The following is a 22,321-nucleotide window of genomic DNA, read 5'->3' as shown; positions in this document are numbered from 1 at the left end:
ACGATCAATCGTGCGCCCCCGGGCGCGCGCGATGGATCTTCCACTTATGTGCGGCAGCGCACCCAGGCGCACTTCAGCGCCGTGTTCAAGAAGCCCACCGGCATGCCGTGCCCGCCTGGCCGGCAAGGGCTGAACCGTCCGGCGACTCTCACCGCAATGGATCCAAATCGATCGGGGTCAGGTAACCGTACTTCCCCGGCGCTACGGAATAGGTTTGCCGGTACGGCTGAAATCCGCTCACCTTGATCGTCAACTCATAGTCGCCTTCGTTCAGGCCGACGAAGGAAAAGAAGGAACCGAAGGCATAATCCTCGCCCGCCAGATAGGCGTCGAAGGACCGGTCCCGGGAGTCCCCGGCGGGCCGGATCTCGCGCCGGTCCTTGCCGTCGGTCAGCACGATCGACTCGATGCCGATGTCGCGGCGCCCCTCGCGAAAACTGCCGGCCGGATTGTCCGCAGAGGTCACGTCGGCGCCGATGTAACCGGACAAGGTTCCCTGCGGCGCGAGCAGAAAAGCCAGGTCGGCGGTCGCGCCGGCGCCGATGGTGACCGGCACGCTCGCGGGCTTACTGCGGAAGGCGCGCGCGACGAGGCCCGCGCGATAGGCGCCGGCCGGGAACGGCCCAAGTTCGCGGCCGTTGTCGAGCGCGCTGATCGGCACGACGATCGGCTCGCCGCCCGCTTGCTCGGGCGTGAGCACCAACACGGGTTGGGCCGCCGCAGCCCCGCTTCCCGGCGCGTAGGAAAAACCCAGGCGCAAGCGGCCCTCCCGCGCGGCGCGGGACTCGCCGCCTTTGCGGTCGGCCTCCCCGAGCAGCGCAGCATACTGCGCGAAGGCCGCCGGCGACGACAATATGCCGACGTGGTCGGCGCCGTAGCCGAACACCCGCCTGGCCTCGGCCTGGGCCGCCGGGCGCAGCTGGCTGTCGAGCGTGATGACGCCATCGCTGCTGGCCTGGCGCAGCAGGCTGTAACGGCCGCCATGGCCGAAGAACAGGTAATAGTCCAGGTCGCGCGGCAAGGGCTTGTCGAACAGCTTGTGCACGAAGCGGCCGCCGGACCGCACATCGCGCCACGACGGGATGACGGCTGGCGAGTAAGCCACGCCCTGGTCGGCCGCCGGGTCCCCGCCCCACGGCGAGGACAGGCTGACGAACAGCTTAATGGAGGGAAATTGATCGCCGTAGGTGGCCAGAAAGGACCGAGCGACCAGGCCGCCCATGCTGTGCGCGGTCAGGTAGAGCCGGTTGAAGTGGTAGCGCCGCTGCAGATTGCCCAGCTTCCAGTACAGCAGATAGGACATCGAATCGAGCGAAGCCCCGGACGGATAGTAAAAAATCCACGGCTGGTAGCGGCTACGGTCCAGATGCTCGACAAAATAGCGCCAGTCCTGCGGCGACCCCGCCGCGCCATGGACGAATAAAATCGGCGTCTTGGCCGGATCATACTCGTCCAGAAAGTAGATGTTGCCGCCCACCTCCTTGAAGAACTCGACCGGCGCCCAATAGCCCCGCCGCCCGGATTCCGCCGAAAACAGGGGATCGTCCAGGCTGGCGATGGCGCCGCCCTGGGTGCTGTGCGCCGGGCGTCCGGCGACGGACGTGCCAAGCGGCACCGCGCGCTCTCGCGGCGGCGCCAGGTTCGATATGGCGAAATCCAGATTGATCAGCGCGCCGGCGCCGCTGGCCCGCACCGGCTCCGTCGTGTAGGCGCCGAACGGTTCGCCCGCGTCCAAGGCCAGGTTACCGTTGGCGTCGCCGAACGCGAAAACGGCGTAATCGCCCTTGGGCACGATCAGCTCATAACCGCCGGCTTCATGCAATACCGCGTGGTGAACGATGTCGGGCCGGCCATCGCTGCCGTGGCGGGCATAGGCGGCGACCACCACCGGTTTGTCCCATGGAACCGCGCTGGTGACGTAGCCGGCAAGCACGGTGGACGAGTAAAACGCGCTGGAGTTATCCTTGAGCTTGACCAGGGAACAGCCGCCCAGGCAAAAACCCAGAACGGCCGCCCACAGGATGGTGCGAATGCGACGGTGATTCATAGACTGACACGACGTTGGCTGAGCGAAGTGTCTTTATACACAACTATGCGTTGCGGCGCTTACTTTTTTGACAACCCCTCCGGCGCCGGCGTCAGCGCCTGGATCGCCCCGGACACGTACACCAGCGGCGCGTTCCAGTTGATGGCGATTTCATTGCTGGCGTAGGAGCAGTCGTGGTCCAACCAGGACTTGGCCGCCGCCGCCGACGGATACGGCACAGGGCAATCGCCCTTGTCCTGCTGGCCAGGCTGCGGCCCGCCGACCAGGAAGCCGGGGACCGGCGCCGCGATGCCGTCAGCCGCCGACGGCCGATGGTGCGGGTGCAGCGCTGACCGCGCTCCATAGCCGGTGACAAAGGAAGTGCCGACCGCGTTGCGACCGAGCACATAGTCCAGCCCGGACTGGGCCGCATGCAGATACTCGCGCTTGCCGTTCAGCCGGTAGCCTTGCAGCAGCATCATCGACTGGTTCAACACCACGGCGCTGCTACCCCAGACATAGTCGCCGGCCTGCATGGTGATGCCGTAGGCCGAGTCCTTCCACACCTTGGCCAGATCGCCGGCCAGGCCGTCTATCCGGGCGGCGATCAGCGCCTGGTCGGCGGCCGGCGTCAGCTGCTTGCGGTGGCGCGCCAGCGACATCCAGGCCAGCCCGCCCACATCGCTCCACGACGGAATGGTCGCCTTCAGCGCGGGCGCCCCCATCGCCTTGTAATAGGCGTCGTCGCCGGTGCTGATATACAGTTCGGCCGCCGCCCAGCCGAACTCGTCGCTCACGTTCTTGTCGCCGTACTCGCCGGTGCGGATGTCCTTGGGCTGGACATAATAAACGGCGGGATTTTTCTGCGCCCACTGCCAGGCGGCCTTGGACGCGGCCAGCGCGCGCGCCGAGATCCCGTTCAACTTGCCGTCATACGGCTTGAGCACGCGACTCGCAGTCGCCATCACGGCGGCGAAGTCGAGCGCTGCGGCGGTGGTCTTTTGCACCACGTAGCGCTGCTGTTTGGCCTGGTCCGGCATCACCATGCCATCGAAGGACTTGTCGGTCAGCTTGTGGTAGACGCCGCCATCGGCGGGGTCCTGCATGGTGAGCATCCAGTCCAGGTTCCACAACACCTCGTTGAGGAGGTCGGGAATGCCGTTGCCGCTCTCGGGGATGTTGAGATTCTGCGCCTTGTAGAACGCCGGGGCGTCCTCGTAGGCGGCCAGCAAGGTGTACATGGTGACGCCCGAGTTGACGATGTATTTGTTGTAGTCGCCGGCGTCGTACCAGCCCTTGGGGCTGGAAATGACGGTGCCGGCCGGGCGCGCGGCGCTGGCTGCCGATTCGTGGATCAGCACGTTGGTGTCCGGATGCCCCGCCTTCCGGGCGAAGATCCCGGCATGTTTCTCGGGCAAGGCGATGCCTGCGCGGTTCAAGTAGTAGGCCTTGATCGCGGCGGCGTTGAGCGCCTGATAGGCGTCCGCCCCGACCGTGAACGGCGCCGAATCGGGCAGTCCCGCCACGCGCAGCTGGTAGCGCCCCGGCGCCGCCAGATCGCTGAAGTTGGCCAAGCGGACGGTTTCGGCCGCCGGCGCGTAGGCCGCCGCCGCCCCTAAGGTGCCGCGCATCACGACGGTGTCGCTGCCGGCCTTGACGACAGTGAAGGCGGCGCCGTCCACGTTCGGGACCACGGCCACTTTGGCCGATCCGGGCAGGTAGCCGACCTGGTCGAGTTTGATTTCACGGTCGCCCGCAAGCGCGGCGGGCGCGGCGTGGCCATGGCCCACGGCGGCCAACAGCGGCAACAAGGCCGCCATCGCGGTGATTTTTCCTGCGCCTCTACGGCGGATTGGTGCTGGTTTCAACGATGCTCCTCTATATTATGAAAACGTTTTCACATTATAGTCTCGCGCTTTGCGGTAAAAGTCAAACGCGGGCGGCCGGCCCGCTCACAAAACCAGCTCGTGCTTGTAGATGACCCATTGCAAGGCCGCGTGCGCGCCTTCGAAATCCAGGTCGTCCAGGCCGCGCTGTATCGCTTCGCCGTCCCAAACGCCGAAGTCGGTTTTGAATTGCGGCGCGCACGCGGCGAACAAGGCGATGGCGCCGCTGTCGCCGTCGCGCATCAGTTCGGTCAACCGCCGCAAGTCGTCCAGCCAGTCCCCGTGCGTGCGCGTGCGCGCGGGGCCGGCGGCGACGGTCTCCTCCGCCGGCAAAAATGCGTCCAGCCCGTCGCATAGCAGCGCCAGCGCGGCGTCGAGCGACTCGAGCGCCGGCCCGATGGTCGACAGCGTGGCCGGGGCGCCGCGCGCCGCCTGCTCCAGCTCCTCGGCCAACAGTGCGATGGGCGCCGCACCAAGGCCCGCAGCCACGCCGCGCAGCGAATGCGCATGTCGCCCGGCGGCGTGATAGTCGCCGCGCGCGACGGCCGCGCGTATCCTGCCGGCGCAATCGCGCTCGTCCCTGCGGAACAGGCGCAGCACCTTGAGCAGCAGCGCCTCGTCGCCGTCGACACCGCGCCGGGCGCACGCCATGTCCAGGCCCGGCAGGCTGTCGGGCAGCGCCACCGCCGGCGCGCCCGCCGCGCCGCCGCCCGGCCGGCCCGCCGTGGCGGCGGGCAGGTACTGGTGCAGCATGCGGTGCAGTTCGGCCGGTATCAGCGGTTTGCTGAGATGGTCGTTGAATCCCTCCTCCATGCAGCGCTGGCGTTGCTCCGGCATGGCGTTGGCCGTCATGGCGATGATCGGCAGCGCGTCGAAGCGCGCGTCCCCGCGCAAGCGCATGGTGGCGGCGTGGCCGTCGAGCTCCGGCATGTGCAAGTCCATGAAGACCAGCTGGTAATACCGCTCCATGCCGGCCGCCTGCAGCAGATCGATGGCCTCGCGGCCGTTGACCGCGAGGTCGACCTCGATCCCGCAGGCGCCCAGCAAGCCCACGGCGATCTCCTGGTTGATGTCGTTGTCCTCGACCAGCAACACCCGCGTGCCCTTGAATTGCGGGATGCAGGCGCGCTGGCCGGGCGCCGGATGCGGCGCCGTCGCGGCAGCGGCGCGCTCCAGCCAGAGCTCGACGATGAAACGGCTGCCGACGCCGAATTCGCTCTCGACGCGGATGGTGCCGCCCATCAAGCCGACCAGGTTCTGGCAGATACTCAGGCCCAGCCCGGTGCCGCCAAAGCGGCGGCTGGCGGAATTGTCGGCCTGGGTGAACGCCTGGAACAACCGTCCCATCTGTTCTTCCGACATGCCGATGCCGGTGTCGCGCACGCTGAACTCCAACCGCACCCTCCCGGCCTGCTGCTCGAGCATGCGCACGTCCAGCCCCACCTCGCCGCGCAAGGTGAACTTGAGCGCGTTGTTGAGCAGGTTGATCAGCACCTGCCCCAGGCGCTGGGCGTCGCCGCGCAGGCCGCGCGGCACCTCGGCGGCCACGTCGAAATGGCATTCCAGCGCCTTGTCGCCGATGCCGCCGGCGCTGATGACGGCGACGTGCGCCAGCGTGTCGTCGAGGTCGAAGTCGGCGTAGGCGATGTCGAGCTTGCCCGCCTCGATCTTGGAGAAATCCAGGATGTCGTTGATGATGCCCAGCAGCGAGTTGCCGGCGTTGTGGATCTTCTGAATGTAGTCGCGCTGCCCGGCCGGCAGTTCGCCGGCCAGCACCAGGTGCGACAAGCCGATCACCGCGTTCATCGGCGTGCGGATCTCGTGACTCATATTGGCCAGGAACATCGACTTGGCCTGGGTCGCCTCCTCCGCCCTGGCCCGGGCCGATTGCGCCTCGCGGCGCTGCTGGTCGGCCAGCGCTTTTTGCCGCAGCACCTCGGCCGTGCGCGCCGCCACCTCCCGCTCGAGCGCGTCGCGCTGCGCCGCCAGCTTCCAGATCCGCAGCCGGTAGGCATAGAACAGCGCGCCGACGACCAGCAGCGCGGCGCCGGCATACGCCCACAGCGTGCGCCACCACGGCGGGCTGATGGTCAGCGGCAGGTCGAGCATGGCCGAGCTGGTCTGCAGCGCGCCGTGGTCGGCCACCACTTGCAGGCGGTACTTGCCGGGCGCCAGCGCCGCGTAGCGCAGCTCGCCGTTTTTGCTGGTCGTCCATTGCTCCTCCTGGCCGAGCAGGCGGTAGCGGTAGGCCAGCGATTCGTGGTTCTGGAACACCGGCGCCGCCAGTTGCACGTCCAGCGCGGCGCCGCTCCACGGCGCCACCGCGCCCGCGCCCGTCAGCGCACTGCCGCCATAGCGCATGGACGCCAGCTGCAGCGGAATGGTGTGCGGTCCGAACAGCTCCTCGGGCCGCAGCAGGTGGGCCGCGCCGTTGCTGGTGCCCACCCAGATCGCGCCGTCGCGATCCTCCATGAGCGCGTTCTGGTTGCTGTCGTTCCACACCATGCCGCTTTGCTGGTTGAACAGGCGCCAGCGCCGCCCGTTCCACACCATCAGCCCGGCGTCGGTGCCCAGCCACAGCCAGTGGCGCCGGTCCACCAGCAGCGATTGCAGCCTCCTGCCGTCCAGCACGGCGTGCTCGAGCTGGCGCTTTTGCGGCAGCGATTCGGCCGCGTTGGCGCGCCACAAATGCGCGTCGTCGCCCAACCACAGCGTATCGCCGTCACAGGCGACGAGATGGAAGAAGTCGTCGGCCCGCGACGACAACGGCCGCGACCACTTGCCGTCGATGCCGAGGCGCAGCAATCCCTTGTCGCTGGCGAACCACAGGCGGCCGCCGGCGTCGCGGCAGGCGCTGGTAAAGGCGGCTTGTCCGCCCAATAATTCGGCGGCCGCTTCGACCTGCCGCGCCACCGGTTCCCCGTAGGGATCGTCGATCACGTACAGGCCGCGCCGGGTGCTGATCCACAAGCGGCCGTCGGCGTCGAACAACAATTGGAAGATATCGCTGATGGGCAGACGCGCCACGATATGGCCGTCGCCGCCGTTGCGGTCGCGGCGCACCACGCGGCCCTGGCCTCCCGCCCAGACGTCGCCGTGCCTGTCCTCGGCCAACGCGGTCCAGCGCTGGGGCTGGGCCAGATCGCCGCGCGACGGCACGAAACGGTTGCCGCGTTGCGACACCAGTCCGCCGCCGGTACCGAGGTGCAATACGCCGTCGCGCGTGCGCAACAGCGCCCAAACGTCGTCATGCGGCAAGCCCTGGGCCATGGACCAATTCTCCCAGCGGCGATAGCCTTGCCACTGCACCAGGCCGTTTCCCGGCACGCCGATCCACAAGTCGCCGTGCCGGTCGAGCAGCAGCGCATGCAGGTCGGTGCCGACGCGCAGGCCGTGCTCCGCCCCGTAACGCTCCGTGCCCTTGGCGCCGATGCGGAACACGCCGTTGTCGGTGATGCTGAGCATGCGGCCGTCGCCGTCCAGCAACAGCGGCGTCGGCCAGCCTTTTTTCGGCATGCCGAAGTTCTCCGGGGTGCGCTCGCTAAAGTGTTGTTCGTCCGCCGAGAGCACCATCAGCCGGTTCGAATCTCCCACCCAGAGTTTGCCTTCGGCGTCGCGCCGCAGCGCGAACCAGCGCAGCTCCGGCAGGCCCTGGGCGGCGCCGAGCACCGTCAGCGCCCCGCCCCGCTGGCGGCACAGCGCCTGCCCGCAGCCCAGCCACAAGGTGCCGTCGGGGTCGCGCAGGATGCCGGCGATGTCGGCCAGGCCGGGCGTGGCGGCGATTTGCGCCGCGCTGTAGAACGGCGTGGCCTGCCAGCCGCCCTTGCCGTCCTGCCGCACCCGCCGCAGTTGGCCTTCGTCCAGCACCAGCAACTCGTCGGCGTCCACCGATGCGAACCGCTGGCCGGTCGCCATCCCCAGCGCGCCGCCGTCCGCCCCCGACACCGGGAGCAGCCGCTGTCGGTCGAGCACGAACAATCCATGCTCCGTGCCCACCCACAGCCGTCCGCCGGCATCCACATGCAGCGCGTTGATCAAAGCGTCGTCGAGCCCGTGGTCGATGCGCTGGAACCGATTGCCGTCGAAGCGGAACAAGCCGTTCTCGGTGCCGACCCACAGATAGCCGGCGCGGTCCTGGGCCAGCGCCATGACGACCAGATTGGACAGGCCGTCCAACTGGCCGTAGTTACGCAGTGGCAACTGCTGGGCGGCGGCCGGGGCGCCCGCCAGCAACCAGGTCATCAGCCCCGCAGTCAGCCACGCGGCGGCGGCGCGCCGCACAGCGTGGCCCGCGGCCCATCGATAGCGGGGTGGGAACATGCGGGGTTGGGACATGAACGGCTAACTTTCCGCATTTCGGCGAGCGATCGATGACGCCAGCGTGCCGCAACGACTTTTGTTTTCAATCTCACAATCTTAATTGTGATGGGCGATCTCCACAATATACTATTAGGCAATTACCGCGAAAAACGCCCGCCGGCCAGCGCCACGGCCCCCGCCGACCCGGCCTGCCCCGCTTGCCAGCCGCCGCCCAGCGCCTTGAAGGCCGCCACCGCCGCCCGCGCGGACTCGGTTTGCGCCTGCGCCCGCGCGTCGGTGGCGCGCAACAGGTTCTGATCCGCTTGCAATACTTCGATCAGGCTGACCACGCCTTTCTGATAAGCCGCGAACGACGCGCCCCGGGCCCGCCCGAGCGCTTCGACGCCCTCGCCGAGGATGCCGGCCTGGTCCTCGCGCTTGACCAGCGCCGAGAAGGCGTTTTCCACCTCCTCGGCGGCGCGCAGCACGGCGAGCCGGTAGGCGGCAAGCGACTCGGCCTCGCGGCCCTTGGCCAGGTCGATCTCGGCATTGATGCGGCCGAAGTCGAACAAGCGCCAGCGCAGGCCCAGCACACCAGCCGCCTGGCTGGCGCCGCCGGAGAACAGGTTGCCGCCGGACACAGACGTAGCGCTGCCGATCAGGCCGCTAAACGACAGCTTGGGGTAGTACTCGGCGATCGCCACGCCGATGCGGGCGTTCGACGCCGCCAGCCGGCGCTCGGCCACGATCAGGTCGGGCCGGCGCCGCAGCAGGTCGCCCGGCGCGCCGGTGCCGGCAAGGCTTGGGGCCACCGGTATCGCCGCCCCTGCGCCGGGCTTCGCCAGCGCGTCCCGGTGGGTGCCGGGCGCCGTGCCCAGCATCACGTCGAGCGCGTTCGTGGCCGCGTCCAGTCCCGCCTCGAGCTCAGGCACCGAAGCCCGCACCTGGGCCAGCGCGCCCTCGACCTGGCGCACCTGCAGTTCCGCCGCCAGTCCCTTGCCATATAGCAGATTGAGCGTCGACAGCAACTCCTGCTGCGTCTTTACCTGTCCGCGCGCGATGTCGAGGCGGGCTTGCAGGCCGCGGATGCCGATGTAGATGTCGGCGGTATGCGCCGCCACCGCCAGCCGGGTCGCAACCGCGCCCGCCTCCGACGCCTGGTAGTCGGCCAGCGCCGCCTCGCGCCCCCGGCGCAGGCCGCCGAAGGCGTCCAGCTCCCAGCCGACGCCGAGATTGGCTTCGTAGGCATTGCCGTAGCGGTCGAAACCCGGCTGCGCATTCAACACCTGCCCCAGCGGCGTCTCCACCGACTGGTAGGCGCGCGCGCCCTGGGCGTTGACGCTGCCCGACGGCAGCAGCGCGGCATTGGCCGCGCCCAGTCCGGCCCGCGCCTGGGCCACGCGCGCCGCCGCCTGCGCCAGGTCCAGGTTTTGCGCCAGCGCCAACGTCACGTAGCGGGACAGCTGCGCATCGCCGAACCCTTCCCACCAGGCGACGAGGTCGGCGTCGGCGGCGGCCTGGCGCTGCTCGATGGCGGCTTGTCCGAGGTAGCGCTCGGGCAAAGGGGTGGCGGGCCGGCTGTAGTCCGGTCCGACGGCGCAACCCGCCAGACCGGCGGCGACGAGTATCAGGAGAGAGCGTTTAATAAGCGGCATGGGATTTTCCATGGTAAGTGACGATTTGGTGACTATATCACTAAATCGTCACTCGCTGTACAATCCCTGTAATCTTGGAACACCAAGTAGGCTAAACAGGTAAACCAACACCAATGACCACACCGAGCTCCCCACCCGCCTCCGCGCGAGGCCCCGCCGATCACGACGTGCGCGACCAGATCGTCGCCGCCGCGACCGAGCATTTCCGCCTGTACGGCTACGAAAAAACCACCGTCTCCGACCTGGCCAAGGCCATCGGTTTTTCCAAGGCTTATATCTACAAGTTCTTCGAATCCAAGCAAGCCATCGGCGAGCAGATCTGCGCCGACTGCCTGCGCGAGATCGAAGGCGACATCAGGACCGCCGTCGACGGCGCCGACCGCCCGCCGGAGAAGCTGCGGCGCCTGTTCAAGGCCGCCGTCGAATCGAGCCTGCGCCTGTTCTTCGAGGACCGCAAGCTGTACGACATCGCCGCCTCGGCCGCGACGGGGCAGTGGCCGGCCGCGCGCGCCTACGAGGAGCGCATCCGCCTGCTGCTGCAGGACGTGCTGCGCCAGGGCCGCGAGAGCGAGGATTTCGAGCGCAAGACGCCGCTCGACGAGACGGCGGCGGCGATCCATCTGGTGATGCGCCCGTATCTCAATCCCTTGCTTTTACAGCACAGCCTCGATCACACCGCCGAGGCGCCGGCCCTCCTTTCCAGTCTGGTGCTGCGCAGCCTGTCCCCATAAAAACGTGGTTTTGGGAAAGTGACTGTTGACAAATTTAGTCACTAGTTACAGAATAGTGTCCTGTTCAGTTCTCAACGGGATTCCCATGCTCGGCCATCGTTACGCTCTCACCTCCGTCCTTGCCGTCTTGCCGCTCGCGCTCGCCGCCTGCGGCGACAAGACGCCCCCGGACCCACGCACCGGCGCACCGCTGGTGCGCGCGGCCACCGTCGAGGGTGCCGACGCGGCCACCTCGCGCACATTCACCGGCACCGTCGCCGCCCGCGTGCAAAGCGACCTGGGCTTCCGGGTCGGCGGCAAGGTGCTGGAGCGGCTGGTCGACGCCGGACAAAGCGTCAAGCGCGGCCAGACGCTGATGCGGATCGACCCGGTCGACCTGAAACTGGCGGCCAACGCCCAACTGGAGACGGTCGCTGCCGCCCGCGCCCGCGCGCGCCAGGCGGCCGACGAGGAGGCGCGCTACCGCGACCTGCGCGGCACCGGCGCGATCTCGGCGTCGGCCTACGACCAGGTCAAGGCGGCGGCCGATGCCGCCAAGGCCCAGCTGAGCGCGGCCGAATCCCAGGCCGAGGTCGCCCGTAACGCCAGCCGCTACGGCGAACTGGTGGCCGACGCCGACGGCGTGGTCATGGAAACGCTGGCCGAGCCGGGCCAGGTCGTCAGCGCTGGCCAGGTCGTCGTGCGCGTGGCCCGCGCCGGCCAGCGCGAGGCCGTTATCCAGCTGCCGGAAACCCTGCGCCCGGCGCTGGGCTCGACCGGCAAGGCCACGCTGTTCGGCAACCAAGGCGGTACCGTCACGGCCAGGTTGCGGCAGCTCTCCAACGCCGCCGACCGCCAGACCCGCACTTTCGAGGCCCACTATGTGCTCGACGGCGCGTTGTCCGATGCGCCGCTGGGCACCACGGTCGCCATCCGGATACCGGATGGCGACGCGGCCGCCCAGGCCGGCTGGTCGGTGCCGATCGGCGCCCTGTTCGATCAGGGCAAGGGGCCGGGCGTTTGGGTCATCCAGGGCGAACCGGCGAAGGTGGGCTGGCGGCCGGTGACGGTCCAGCGCATCAGCGACGACACCGCGCGTGTCGCGGGCCAGCTCAAGCAAGGCGAGCGGGTGGTCGCGCTGGGTGCGCATATGCTGCGTGAAGGCGAGCAAGTGCGCCTGGCGGCCCAGCCGGCCGCAGCGGCCACGGCAGCCCCGACAGCGGGAGCGCGGCCATGAGCGAGGGTCGTTTCAATCTGTCGGCGCTTGCCGTGCGCGAGCGCTCCGTCACCCTTTTCCTGATCTGCCTGATCACTTTGGCGGGCGTCGTTTCCTTCTTTAAACTGGGACGGGCGGAAGATCCCGCCTTTACCGTCAAGGTGATGACCGTCGTCACCGCCTGGCCAGGTGCGACCGCGAAGGAAATGCAGGACCAGGTCGCCGAGAAGCTTGAGAAGCGGCTGCAGGAGCTGCGCTGGTACGACCGCAGCGAGACCTATACCCGGCCGGGACTGGCGTTCACCACCCTGACCCTGCTCGACAGCACGCCGCCGGGAGAGGTGCAAGAGCAGTTCTACCAGGCCCGCAAGAAAGTCGGCGACGAGGCCGGCAACCTGCCGTCCGGCGTGATCGGACCGATGGTCAACGATGAGTACGCCGACGTCACCTTCGCCCTGTTCGCCTTGAAGGCCAAGGGCGAACCGCAACGCCTGCTGGTGCGCGACGCCGAGACCTTGCGCCAGCGTCTGCTGCACGTGCCCGGCGTCAAAAAGGTCAACATCGTCGGCGAGCAGCCGGAACGCATCTTCGTCGAGTTCTCGCACGAGCGCCTGGCGACCCTTGGCGTCAGCCCGCAGGAGGTGTTCGCCGCGCTGAACGCGCAGAACGTGCTCACGCCGGCCGGCTCGGTGGAAACCAAGGGTCCGTCCGTGTTCCTGCGCCTCGACGGCGCCTTCGACGAACTGCAAAAGATCCGCGACACGCCGGTCGTGGCGCAGGGCCGCACCCTGAAGCTGTCTGACATCGCCACCGTCAAGCGCGGCTACGAGGACCCGGCCACCTTCCTGATCCGCAACGGCGGCGAGCCGGCCCTGCTGCTGGGCATCATCATGCGCGACGGCTGGAACGGCCTCGACCTGGGCAAGGCGCTCGACCAGGAAGTCGGCGCCATCAACGCCGACATGCCGCTGGGCATGACGCTGACCAAGGTCACCGACCAGGCCGTCAATATCAGCTCGGCGGTCGACGAATTCATGGTCAAGTTCTTCGTCGCGCTGCTGGTGGTGATGGTGGTGTGCTTCATCAGCATGGGCTGGCGCGTGGGCATTGTCGTCGCGGCGGCCGTGCCGCTGACCTTGGCGGTGGTGTTCATCGTCATGGCCGCGACCGGCAAGAACTTCGACCGCATCACCCTGGGCTCGCTGATCCTGGGGCTGGGCCTGCTGGTGGACGACGCCATCATCGCCATCGAAATGATGGTCGTCAAAATGGAGGAAGGCTATAGCCGCATCGCCGCCTCGGCCTACGCCTGGAGCCACACGGCCGCGCCCATGCTCTCGGGCACCCTGGTGACGGCGGTCGGCTTCATGCCCAACGGCTTTGCCCGCTCCACCGCCGGCGAGTACACCAGCAATATGTTCTGGATCGTCGGCATCGCGCTGATCGCCTCGTGGGTGGTGGCAGTGGTGTTCACGCCCTACCTCGGCGTCAAGCTGCTGCCGGAACTCAAACAGGTCGAAGGCGGCCACGAGGCGCTGTACGACACGCCGCGCTACAACCGCTTCCGCCAGGTGCTGGCGCGCGTGATCGCCCGCAAGTGGCTGGTCGCGGGCGCGGTGATCGGCCTGTTCGCGCTGTCCATTGCGGGCATGGCCGTCGTCAAGAAGCAGTTCTTCCCGATCTCCGACCGTCCCGAGGTGCTGGTCGAGGTGCAGATGCCGTATGGTTCTTCCATCGCCCAGACCGGCGCCAGCACCGCCAAGGTCGAGGCCTGGCTGGCCAAGCAAGCGGAGGCGAAGATCGTCACCGCCTACATCGGCCAGGGCGCGCCGCGCTTCTATCTGGCGATGGGACCGGAACTGCCCGATCCATCGTTCGCCAAGATCGTCGTGCGCACCGACAACCAGGAGGAACGCGAGGCGCTCAAGCACCGCCTGCGCCAGGCCGTCGCCGACGGCATCGCCCCCGAGGCGCGCGTGCGCGTCACCCAGCTCGTGTTCGGACCGTACTCGCCGTTCCCGGTCGCCTACCGTCTCAGCGGGCCGGACCCGGACAAGCTGCGCGCCATCGCGGCCGAGGTACAGCAAGTCATGAACGCCAGTCCGATGATGCGCACCGTGAACAACGACTGGGGCACGCGCGCGCCGACCCTGCACTTCACGTTGCAGCAGGACCGTTTGCAGGCCGTCGGGCTGAGTTCGAGCGCCGTGGCGCAGCAGCTGCAGTTCCTGCTCAGCGGCGTGCCGCTGACGGCCGTGCGCGAAGACATCCGCACGGTGCAGGTGGTGGCGCGCTCGGCCGGCGATGCGCGGCTCGATCCGGCCCGGATCGCCGACTTCACCCTGACCGGCGCCAACGGCCAGCGCGTGCCGCTGTCGCAGGTGGGCACGGTCGACGTGCGCGCCGAGGAACCGGTCATGCGCCGGCGCGACCGCGTGCCGACCATCACCGTGCGCGGCGATATCGCCGAGGGTTTGCAGCCGCCTGATGTATCGGCCGCGATGACCGCGCAGTTGAAGCCCATCAAGGACAAGTTGCCGGCCGGCTACCGCTTGGACGAGGCCGGCTCCATCGAGGAATCGGGCAAGGCAATGCAAGCGATGTTGCCGCTGTTCCCCATCATGCTGGCCGTCACCTTGCTGATTCTGATCTTCCAGGTGCGCTCGATCTCGGCGATGGTGATGGTCTTCCTGACCAGCCCGCTGGGCCTGATCGGCGTGGTGCCGACCCTGCTGCTGTTCGCGCAGCCGTTCGGCATCAACGCGCTGGTCGGGCTGATCGCGCTGTCGGGCATCCTGATGCGCAACACCCTGATCCTGATCGGGCAGATCCACCACAACGAACAGGCGGGATTGGCGCCGTTCCAGGCGGTGGTCGAAGCCACCGTGCAGCGCGCGCGGCCGGTGGTGCTGACCGCGCTGGCGGCGATCCTGGCCTTCATCCCGCTGACCCATTCGGTGTTCTGGGGCACGCTGGCCTACACCCTGATCGGCGGCACGTTCGCCGGCACGGTCCTGACCCTGGTGTTCCTGCCGGCGATGTATTCGATCTGGTTCAAGATCCGGCCGGACCAGCAGCCGCCGCTCAGGGACACGGCGCCTGCCCCGGCGGCGCTCCCAGCGTCTCGGCCGTCATGACGGCCGGCGCCGTCGGCAAGCTGAGCGGTATGGCGATGAAGGAAAACATCGGCTGATACGCGACCCGGACGCATTGGCCGGTGTCGGCCGGGTCGCAGATGCGCGCCCGCACCATCTTGATGCAGCTCGAGTCGTAGGGGTTCCGCATGCAGGTGACGCGGTTGTTGGCCGGGCACGACGGCAGCGACCCGGTCGGGATCTCGTTCATCGCGCCGCCGCCGGCGTCCGACAGCGCCAGATAGTCGATGCGGATGTGGGCGTCCGTCACCGGCGCGCCCAGGGTCAGCGTGCCGGCCGAAGCGCGAAAGATGGCGCGCTGGCGCACGCCGCTCATCGCGGCCCCGTCGCTGAAGTCGGCGTTCGCGGCCGCCGCCGCCGCCCGGTGCGTGACCACCTGCAGTGTATTAAATATGTACAACAGGCGCGCTATCTCGACCACGCCGCAGACGACCGCCAGGAACAGCGTGATCACGAGGGCGAACTCGGCGGTTACGGTGCCGGCAGCGGCGCGCCGGCGCCGGGCGCCGTGTTGGTCCGCGCGCCTCATGGATAAAGCTCCACCGCGCCGCCCAACGATTGCTCGGCCACCAGTCCGCCGAACTCGGCGCGAACGCTGGTGGCGGTGGCCGGCACTGTCATCAAAAACTTGCCAATGCCAAGCACCGTGGCCGTCGCCAGCGCGCCGGCCGGCACCGGACAGGACAGCAAGGCCACATTCAGCACGCGGCGCCCGGCCGCTCCCTTGCGCGCCAAAGGCGGCGCCTGGAAGTTGGCGCCGCTGGTGGCCCGGTAGGGCGTCGAGCTGCCCGACGGGTACCCGGTGGCGCCGGGCGCCCCCGGCCCGTACAGCGAGCTCCAGGCGCTGGTGGCGAACGGCGTGTAGCCGGCGGCCGGCTCGGCGGCGCCCGCCACATAAGCGCTGTACTGCACGGCCCGGGCGTAGGCCCACAGCGGCCCGTACATCGGGCCGGTGGTGCCCGGCGGCTGCGACAAGGGATCGGCGACGGTCCAGAGCTTGCCGTCGATCGTCGTCGATTGCGCCACCTGCCCGGCTGGGGCCACGCTCATCCATGGCGTGCCGCTGCCGGCGGCGCCGAACGCGTACTGCCGGATGTTGGTGTCGGGCGGCGCGGTGGAATACGTGCACAGCGCGCCGGTGTACTGGTCGAACCTGGAATTGAACTGGTTGAACAGCGACGCCAGCGGGAACGGCCGGCCGACCGTCAGGGCGCCGCCCGTCACGCGGGGCATGCCCAGTTGCCCGGTGCAGACGTAGGGGCCGACCACGCCGGGCGCGATATTGGCCAGCGCGCCGGCGACGCCGGGCGGCGAAAACGGGTCGATGACGAAATTCTCGGCGCCGGTGCCGCCGGGATTGAGCTGCATCAGGTCGTAAGCGACGCCGCGCCGGAAACCGTATTGCACCAATTCGACGTTGGCGGTCGGCAGCGGATTGGCGCGCGGGGCGGCCGCGATATTGGACAGCGCACACACCGCCAGCGGCGCGACGTCGATGCCCGAGCGCCCCGCCACCGCCGTCACCGCGACGTCCATCGAAGACAGCGCATCGGACAGCACGCGCATGAAGAACAGCTCGATGTTGCCCATCGACGCGTCGAGATCGCCGGTGGCGACGCGCGCGTAGGTCAGGCCGTCGGGGGCCGCGCGGGCCGTGTCGACATCGACCCAGCCGCCGTTGGGCGAGGCGCTGAACGACAGCGCCCGCTGGTCCCAGGCAACGGGCAGCTGGTTGTATTGGTACTTGAGTGCGTTCATCGCGATCAACGCCTGGGTGGTGGCGCCATTGATGCCGGCCGCAGTGCCGTTGAGCTGGCGCGCCGCCGTCAGCGCCGCCACGTTCGCCACCGCCTGCAGGTCGGCCCGGCGGTTGTACACCCGCCCCAAATCGAGCGCGACGCCGACGAAGCCGATCAGGCAGGCAAGCATCAGGCCGAACACGATGGCGATGGCGCCGCGCTGCCTGCCCTGGCCCATCCCGAGGTTGACGCCCTGCTTCATACATTTGCCTCCGGCCGCGATACATGGTGGAGACATTATTGTAGCGGGGCAATTAAACCGGATAGTTGACGCAGAACAACAAACCGGCCACCGGACCAGGCCAACGCGACGACGTCGCGTCAGCGCTTGGGCCCGGGCGGCTGGGCCGCGTCCACGGCGGAAAAATCCATCTCGGCCAAGGTGCCGCGCGCCGGGTCCGAACTGATGTGCAAGCGCCATCCGAACCGCTCGCACACGCGGCGGATCAGGAACAACCCCAGCCCCTGCCCGCCGCCATGCTTGGTCGACTCGCGCAAGCCCTGGGTGTAGCGGCGCGCGGCCGCGACGGTGTCGAAGCCGGCGCCGCTGTCGTGTATGCTCAGGCGCCCATCGGCCAGCCGCACGGCGATAGCGCCGTCGTAGGTGTTCTCCGCCGCGTTGCGCAACAGATTGCCGACCACGATGCGGGCGATCGCTTCGGGACAGTTCAACGACAAGGGCTGCAACACCTCCACCACGAAACGCGCGCTCTTGCGCGCCACCAGATGGGCATGGTCGTCCACCAGCGCGGCGACCAGGCGGTCGAGCCGGGTCGTTTCGGACAGCGCCGCGCCGTTCGGCTCGCGCGACAGGAATAGCAACGCCGCCATAATCTGCGTCAAGTCCTCGGTCGTGGCCTGGATGCGGTCGAGCGGCGCCTTGGCCGCCGGCGGCAGGTCATGCAGCTTCAGCACGTCAACCGCGCCGGCGATGACGGCGATCGGCGTGCGGAATTCGTGGCTGGCCTGGTCGAGCAGGCTGCGCTCGCGTTCGATGAACCGCTCGACGCGGTCCAGATGGCGGTTGACGATGACGGCGATATCGTTCAACTCGCTCAACGCGAACGCCGTCGGCAGGCGCTGGCCGGGTTGTTCCGGATCAAGTCCGTCCATCCGCTGGGCCAGCGACTGCATCGGCCCTTGCATGCAGCGGTACAGCCATACGATCGAGCCGCCTATCATCAGCGCGCTCAACGCCGCGATCAGCAGGCTGATCACCGAACCCCTGTTTTGCAAATCCTCGAGATCGCTGATATCGACCGCCATCACCACGCGCTCGGCGCCCACCGGCGTCACCAGCACCGCGTAGCTCTTGTCGCTGTCGAAGTCGTCGGTGCGGGACTCGTCGTAAAAACCGGGGGCGAGCGTGGCGAAGTACGCCGGCATGCCGGGCGGCGCCTCCCCGGCCCGTATCCGCCAACCGCGCACGCGGCCGTTGGCAGGCAGGGCCTGGCTCGGCGCGGACGCCGGCGCCGTATCGGCCAGGTATCGCGCCGTGCCCGCCTCCAGCAGCTCCCTCCAGATCGGATGGACGATCAGGCGCTGGCTCAGATTACCCTGGATGGTCAGCGCCAGCGCCAGGACGATGCCGAACAGGATGAACAGCGCGCTGATTTTATACGGCAGGCTGCGCGTCCGCCTGACATCGGGCTCAGTCATCGGACATGCAGAGGCGATAGCCGGTGCCCGCGACGGTTTTGATGAGCTTTTGCACGGCGTCGCCATCGACCGCCTTGCGCAGCATGTGCATGTGGGAGCGCAGCACGTCGCTGTCCGGGACGCGGTCGTTCCAGATCACCTGCTCGAGTTCCTCGCGGCGCACCAGGTTGGGCGACTTGCGCATCAGGTATTCCAGCAACTGGCGCCGCACCGGCGTCATCGCCAACGGCTTGCCCGCCCGCGTCACCGCCAGCGTACCGAGGTCGAAGCGCAGGTCGGCCACTTCCAGCACTTTCGTCTCCTCCTGCGCCAGGCGGGTGCGCTGCACGAGCACCCGCAGCCGTATTTCGAGTTCGGCCAACGCCACGGGCTTGACCACGTAATCGTCCGCTCCGGTCATGAATCCCTGGAGCTTGTTTTCCAGCTGGTCCTTGGCCGTGATGACGATGACCGGCACCCGCGACTTCAATCCGGTGCGCAGGCGCTTCAGCATGGCCATGCCGTCGAGGCGCGGCATCATCCAGTCCAACACCACCGCGTCGTAGCGGTGCAGCGCCAGCAGGCCCAGCCCCGACTCGCCGTCCGGCGCGGCATCGGCCGTGTGGCCGCAGGCCTCCAGGTACTCGTAGATGTTCGCCGCCAGCGAGGCGTTGTCCTCGATGATAAGCACGCTCAGTTTCTGATCGATCATAATCTTCTTTTTCACGGAACCGGCCCGGCTGCCACCGGGCCGGCGCCGCCTTTCATTCTACAGTCAGCGGTCGCGGCGGGCGATCAGAAGCCGCGCGAGACGCCGATAAAGGCCGACACCACGCCGTCGGTGTCCTTCTCGACCAACGGGCTGTCGGCCAGTTTGCCGGGCAGGCGCTTATACGATACGTTGCCGATGAAGACCCAGCGTTCGGCGAACGGCCGTACCATGTCGATGCCGATGCGCCCAACGGTGGCGCTGCCGGGGCGGTAATCGACTACGCCGCGCTCCACTTCCTCCGGCAGCGTGCCGTAATAGTAGTTCGCCAACTTCTTCGACAGGTGAGACACGCCGACGTTGGGTGTGATCCTGGTCCGCCCCCACTGCATCGGATAGCCATACTTCAGGCTGGCCTCGTAACCTTTGCTGGCGCTGGTGATGTCACCCTTGACGCCGAGTTCCAACTGCCCCGCCGCGCCGCGCCAGCCGCCCGCCAGGCCGAGATCGACCCCGTCGTCGCGGTCCGCCAGCAGCGAGCGGTCGATGCCGCGCGCGGCCAGCTCCGCGCGCCCGAAGTCGTCCTTGTCTATCCCGTCGAAGCGGGCCGATAGCGTCGCGTCGAGCGTGAAGGGGCCGCTGCGCAGCAGGTGGGCGCCGCCGGAGATGCCACGCCAAAAGAAGCGCTCGCCCTCGTAGGAGACCAGCGGAAACGGCGTCACGCGGGTGCCCTCGCCGGCGTAGACGCTGTCCGATACCGCCGCGCCGACGCCGAGGCCCCAGCGCGGCGCCTGCGGGTTGGATGACTGGGATGACTGTCCGGCAGCGCCCGCGTTTTGGGCGGTCGCGACGGTGGATGCGGCGCAGAGGACGGCAAACAACAATAAAGAAGGTTTCATGAAAGTACCTGGCAGGTTATGGGCGGCACCAGCGCCGCCCTTACGATGAATATTACGGCGGGCATGTCGTTGAAATGTCGTTCTCACCGGCCTCCCGCTGCGGCCGCGACCACCTTGGTGTCGATCGTCCCGAGATAATTGCTGCCGTAGACCACCTTGTCCCCGGGTTGCAGGTAGATCCGTTTCTTGACCTCGTCATTCACGTAACGGTCCAGCGCCGCCAGCTGCTCGGGACGTCCCTTTGCCTGCATCACGCTTTTCATGACGGCCGCGTCGGGCTTCTTGAATACGACGCCGTCGCCCGTGCCGGTCAGCACCGCGCTGCCGGTGTCGATCGCGGCCCGGCCAACCATGGCGATACGACCGTCCTTGAACAACCATGTGCGGGTTTGCGCGCCGTCCAGGGTCTCGCCCACGATGGCGCGCAGGTCTTTGAGCATGTCGCCGGCTTGCGCGTACTGCCGGCGCTCGCCGTTGACGTAGGTGGCGATGTCGACGTCCTTCAGGAACGACTTCCAGTCGCGCGGAACCACCAGCAAGGCGCCGACGGGGAAACGATCAGGTCCGCTTTTAGCGTCCGGAAAGCCATCGCCCGACCCCACATTCCGCAAGTTGATTTTTTTGACCAGGGTCGCGCGGTCGCTGAAATCCCCGCACAGGAACAAGCCTTTGCGCGCCGCGTCGAAATCGGCCACGGAGCGCAGCTCGCGGTCGAAACGGGCGCATACCTCGACCTCGTAGTCCAGCAGGCCGCCGGCGTCGGCCACGATCGTCGAGCGCGGCCCGGTGGCGGCCGATATTTTGGGGAACAGGAAGGCTTCCTCATGTCCGACTTCCTCGCCGTGCGCTGGATAGTTGGTGCCCGCAGCGATGTGCGCCACGCCGCGCGGCCCGACGCCGATCAAGCGGCCGACGGCATAGGTTCGGACGCGCCGCGACTGCCCGGCCAGGCCGGCCAGCGCGGCGTCGTCGAAACGGCCGATGACATCGAAAGCGTCGGGACTGTGGAGTTTGGATATTTCGCTCAGGTCGATCGCGGAGACGGTGCCGCCGGCGAGCGCGGTCACCAGCAAGGTGCTGGTCTTGTCGCCATGGCGCACCTGGGCGAATGTGTGCGCCTTGTCCGTTGGCGCCAGGCCGGGGGCCGGCTTGGCGGCCGCGCGAGGTTGGGAAGGCTGGGCCGTTTGGGCCTGGACTGCGGTCGACGCCAGCAGCGCGGTCAGCACGGCGCATGCGGCCGGGAATGCGGTTCGTTTACGGAACATGGTTTGCTTTGGTGGTTGAGGGAGACGCCATCGTAGCGAGACCATGTCGCCCAAATGTCGTCGCCCCAACCCACCCCGGAGTCAGGCTCCGGCCACGCTTATTCCCACGCCCGCGCCGCCGAGCGATGTATCGTCCATGTGAAGCCGGCGCCGACCGACAGGCCGCTATTGCGCAGGAACAGCGGGCTCTCGCGGTTGCTCGCGTGGCTGTAATTGTCGTAGCGCGTGAAACCGAACACGCGCCAGTCCGGCGACAACCGGCGCGACAGGCTCACGCCCAGCCGGGTCATCAGCAAGCCGCCCGACGCTTCGTATGCCGGACGGGTCGCCGTCGCGTACTGCGGCTCGACCCCATAGAAATACTGATGCAGGCGGGCGTTGCCGAACACCGCGCCGACATTGGCGTCGGCCTGCCACTTGCCGGTTCCGTCGCCGGCCTCGAACACCACGCGCGGTTCAAACACCAGGCCCTGGCGCTTAAAACCGCTTTTGAGCTCGATCGGCACCCGCAGCGGCAGCTCGAGACGCACGCGGCTGGTCGCCGTGGGCTCGGCCAGCAGCACCTTCAGGCGCGGGCCGAATTCCAGCAGCGAACGCAGATCCGGCATGCCGGCGCGGGCGGCGACGTCGTCGGAGCGGGCCGGCAGCGACAGCGCGAAACCAAGGTCAAGCTCAACCCGCTCGGTGTTGATCAGGCGCGCGCCGATCCCGGAACGGTCGGCACGCAGCACCTTGCCGCGATAGATCACCATCGGCAGCACCAGCGCGCGGGTGGAACGGTCTTCGGAGCCGGGATAGGCCGGCGTGGACGCGGCGCCGCCGAAGAGACCAACCTCCCACAACGGCAGGTCCGGGTCCGGGGTCGGCGCCAGTTGCTGGGCCGCCGCCGGCGCCGTCAGCGCCAGCATGGACAGCGCCGCCTGCGCGACACTCGTCCGAAGGCGCAGCGTCATGGTTGTACTCCGAGAGGGTTTCGATACATGGAAGCTTCCTTCGACATTCTGCGGTGAGGTAAAAACGAACACGATACCATGCCCTTCCCTCCACCGGCAGTGCCTGTCCTC

Annotated in this window: 14 protein-coding genes; 3 read left to right on the top strand and 11 right to left on the bottom strand. The window is 68.1% G+C overall.

Annotated elements, in window-relative coordinates:
* Positions 1 to 148: 148 nt before the first annotated feature.
* The 4 genes from NHH88_16250 to NHH88_16235 form a co-directional block, all read right to left on the bottom strand.
* The gene (locus NHH88_16250) at positions 149 to 2,047 is read right to left on the bottom strand and encodes an alpha/beta hydrolase (protein USX17260.1); all 1,899 of its coding nucleotides are present in this window, start codon (positions 2,045 to 2,047) and stop codon (positions 149 to 151) included.
* A 59-nt stretch (positions 2,048 to 2,106) separates the two neighbouring features.
* Complete coding sequence (locus NHH88_16245; GenBank protein ID USX17259.1) at positions 2,107 to 3,894, bottom strand: glycoside hydrolase family 9 protein; 1,788 nt, start codon at positions 3,892 to 3,894, stop codon at positions 2,107 to 2,109.
* Positions 3,895 to 3,978: 84 nt separating this feature from the next.
* Positions 3,979 to 8,247 carry an ATP-binding protein gene (locus tag NHH88_16240; protein USX17258.1) on the bottom strand — a complete coding sequence of 1,423 codons (4,269 nt, stop codon included), beginning with the start codon at positions 8,245 to 8,247 and terminating at the stop codon, positions 3,979 to 3,981.
* Between the two features lie 122 nt (positions 8,248 to 8,369).
* On the bottom strand, positions 8,370 to 9,866 hold the full coding sequence (locus NHH88_16235) for an efflux transporter outer membrane subunit (GenBank protein ID USX17257.1): 1,497 nt from the start codon (positions 9,864 to 9,866) through the stop codon (positions 8,370 to 8,372).
* 113 nt (positions 9,867 to 9,979) lie between these two features.
* Between NHH88_16235 and NHH88_16230 the strand changes: the two genes are divergently transcribed.
* The 3 genes from NHH88_16230 to NHH88_16220 all read left to right on the top strand — a co-directional run bounded on the left by NHH88_16230 (position 9,980) and on the right by NHH88_16220 (position 14,929).
* The gene (locus tag NHH88_16230; protein ID USX17256.1) at positions 9,980 to 10,597 is read left to right on the top strand and encodes a TetR/AcrR family transcriptional regulator; all 618 of its coding nucleotides are present in this window, start codon (positions 9,980 to 9,982) and stop codon (positions 10,595 to 10,597) included.
* An 85-nt stretch (positions 10,598 to 10,682) separates the two neighbouring features.
* Complete coding sequence (locus tag NHH88_16225; GenBank protein USX17255.1) at positions 10,683 to 11,813, top strand: efflux RND transporter periplasmic adaptor subunit; 1,131 nt, start codon at positions 10,683 to 10,685, stop codon at positions 11,811 to 11,813.
* Positions 11,810 to 14,929 carry an efflux RND transporter permease subunit gene (locus tag NHH88_16220; GenBank protein USX17254.1) on the top strand — a complete coding sequence of 1,040 codons (3,120 nt, stop codon included), beginning with the start codon at positions 11,810 to 11,812 and terminating at the stop codon, positions 14,927 to 14,929. Before NHH88_16225 ends, NHH88_16220 begins: the two co-directional genes overlap by 4 nt.
* Here NHH88_16220 and NHH88_16215 read toward each other — a convergent pair.
* From NHH88_16215 to NHH88_16185, 7 genes are all read right to left on the bottom strand, one after another.
* Positions 14,877 to 15,476: a pilus assembly protein gene (locus NHH88_16215; GenBank protein USX17253.1), complete on the bottom strand. Its 600-nt coding sequence runs from the start codon at positions 15,474 to 15,476 to the stop codon at positions 14,877 to 14,879. The two genes, NHH88_16220 and NHH88_16215, sit on opposite strands and share 53 nt — an antisense overlap.
* Complete coding sequence (locus NHH88_16210) at positions 15,473 to 16,948, bottom strand: pilus assembly protein TadG-related protein (GenBank protein USX17252.1); 1,476 nt, start codon at positions 16,946 to 16,948, stop codon at positions 15,473 to 15,475. The genes NHH88_16215 and NHH88_16210 overlap by 4 nt, the downstream gene beginning before the upstream one ends.
* Positions 16,949 to 17,067: 119 nt before the next feature.
* Positions 17,068 to 18,405, bottom strand: coding sequence for a HAMP domain-containing histidine kinase (locus NHH88_16205; protein USX17251.1), 1,338 nt, complete (start codon positions 18,403 to 18,405; stop codon positions 17,068 to 17,070).
* On the bottom strand, positions 18,398 to 19,096 hold the full coding sequence (locus NHH88_16200; protein ID USX17250.1) for a response regulator transcription factor: 699 nt from the start codon (positions 19,094 to 19,096) through the stop codon (positions 18,398 to 18,400). The genes NHH88_16205 and NHH88_16200 overlap by 8 nt, the downstream gene beginning before the upstream one ends.
* Positions 19,097 to 19,179: 83 nt before the next feature.
* On the bottom strand, positions 19,180 to 19,992 hold the full coding sequence (locus NHH88_16195; GenBank protein USX17249.1) for a MipA/OmpV family protein: 813 nt from the start codon (positions 19,990 to 19,992) through the stop codon (positions 19,180 to 19,182).
* An 83-nt stretch (positions 19,993 to 20,075) separates the two neighbouring features.
* Positions 20,076 to 21,257 (bottom strand): fumarylacetoacetate hydrolase family protein, encoded by a 1,182-nt coding sequence (locus NHH88_16190; GenBank protein ID USX17248.1) that lies wholly within the window; start codon positions 21,255 to 21,257, stop codon positions 20,076 to 20,078.
* Positions 21,258 to 21,355: 98 nt separating this feature from the next.
* Positions 21,356 to 22,210 carry a MipA/OmpV family protein gene (locus NHH88_16185; GenBank protein ID USX17247.1) on the bottom strand — a complete coding sequence of 285 codons (855 nt, stop codon included), beginning with the start codon at positions 22,208 to 22,210 and terminating at the stop codon, positions 21,356 to 21,358.
* Between the last annotated feature and the right edge of the window lie 111 nt (positions 22,211 to 22,321).

The organism is Oxalobacteraceae bacterium OTU3CAMAD1 (assembly GCA_024123915.1).
GTDB lineage: Bacteria > Pseudomonadota > Gammaproteobacteria > Burkholderiales > Burkholderiaceae_D > Rugamonas.
The sequence above is the reverse complement of the archived record's forward strand: the minus strand, read 5'-3'. Positions and strand labels throughout refer to the sequence as shown.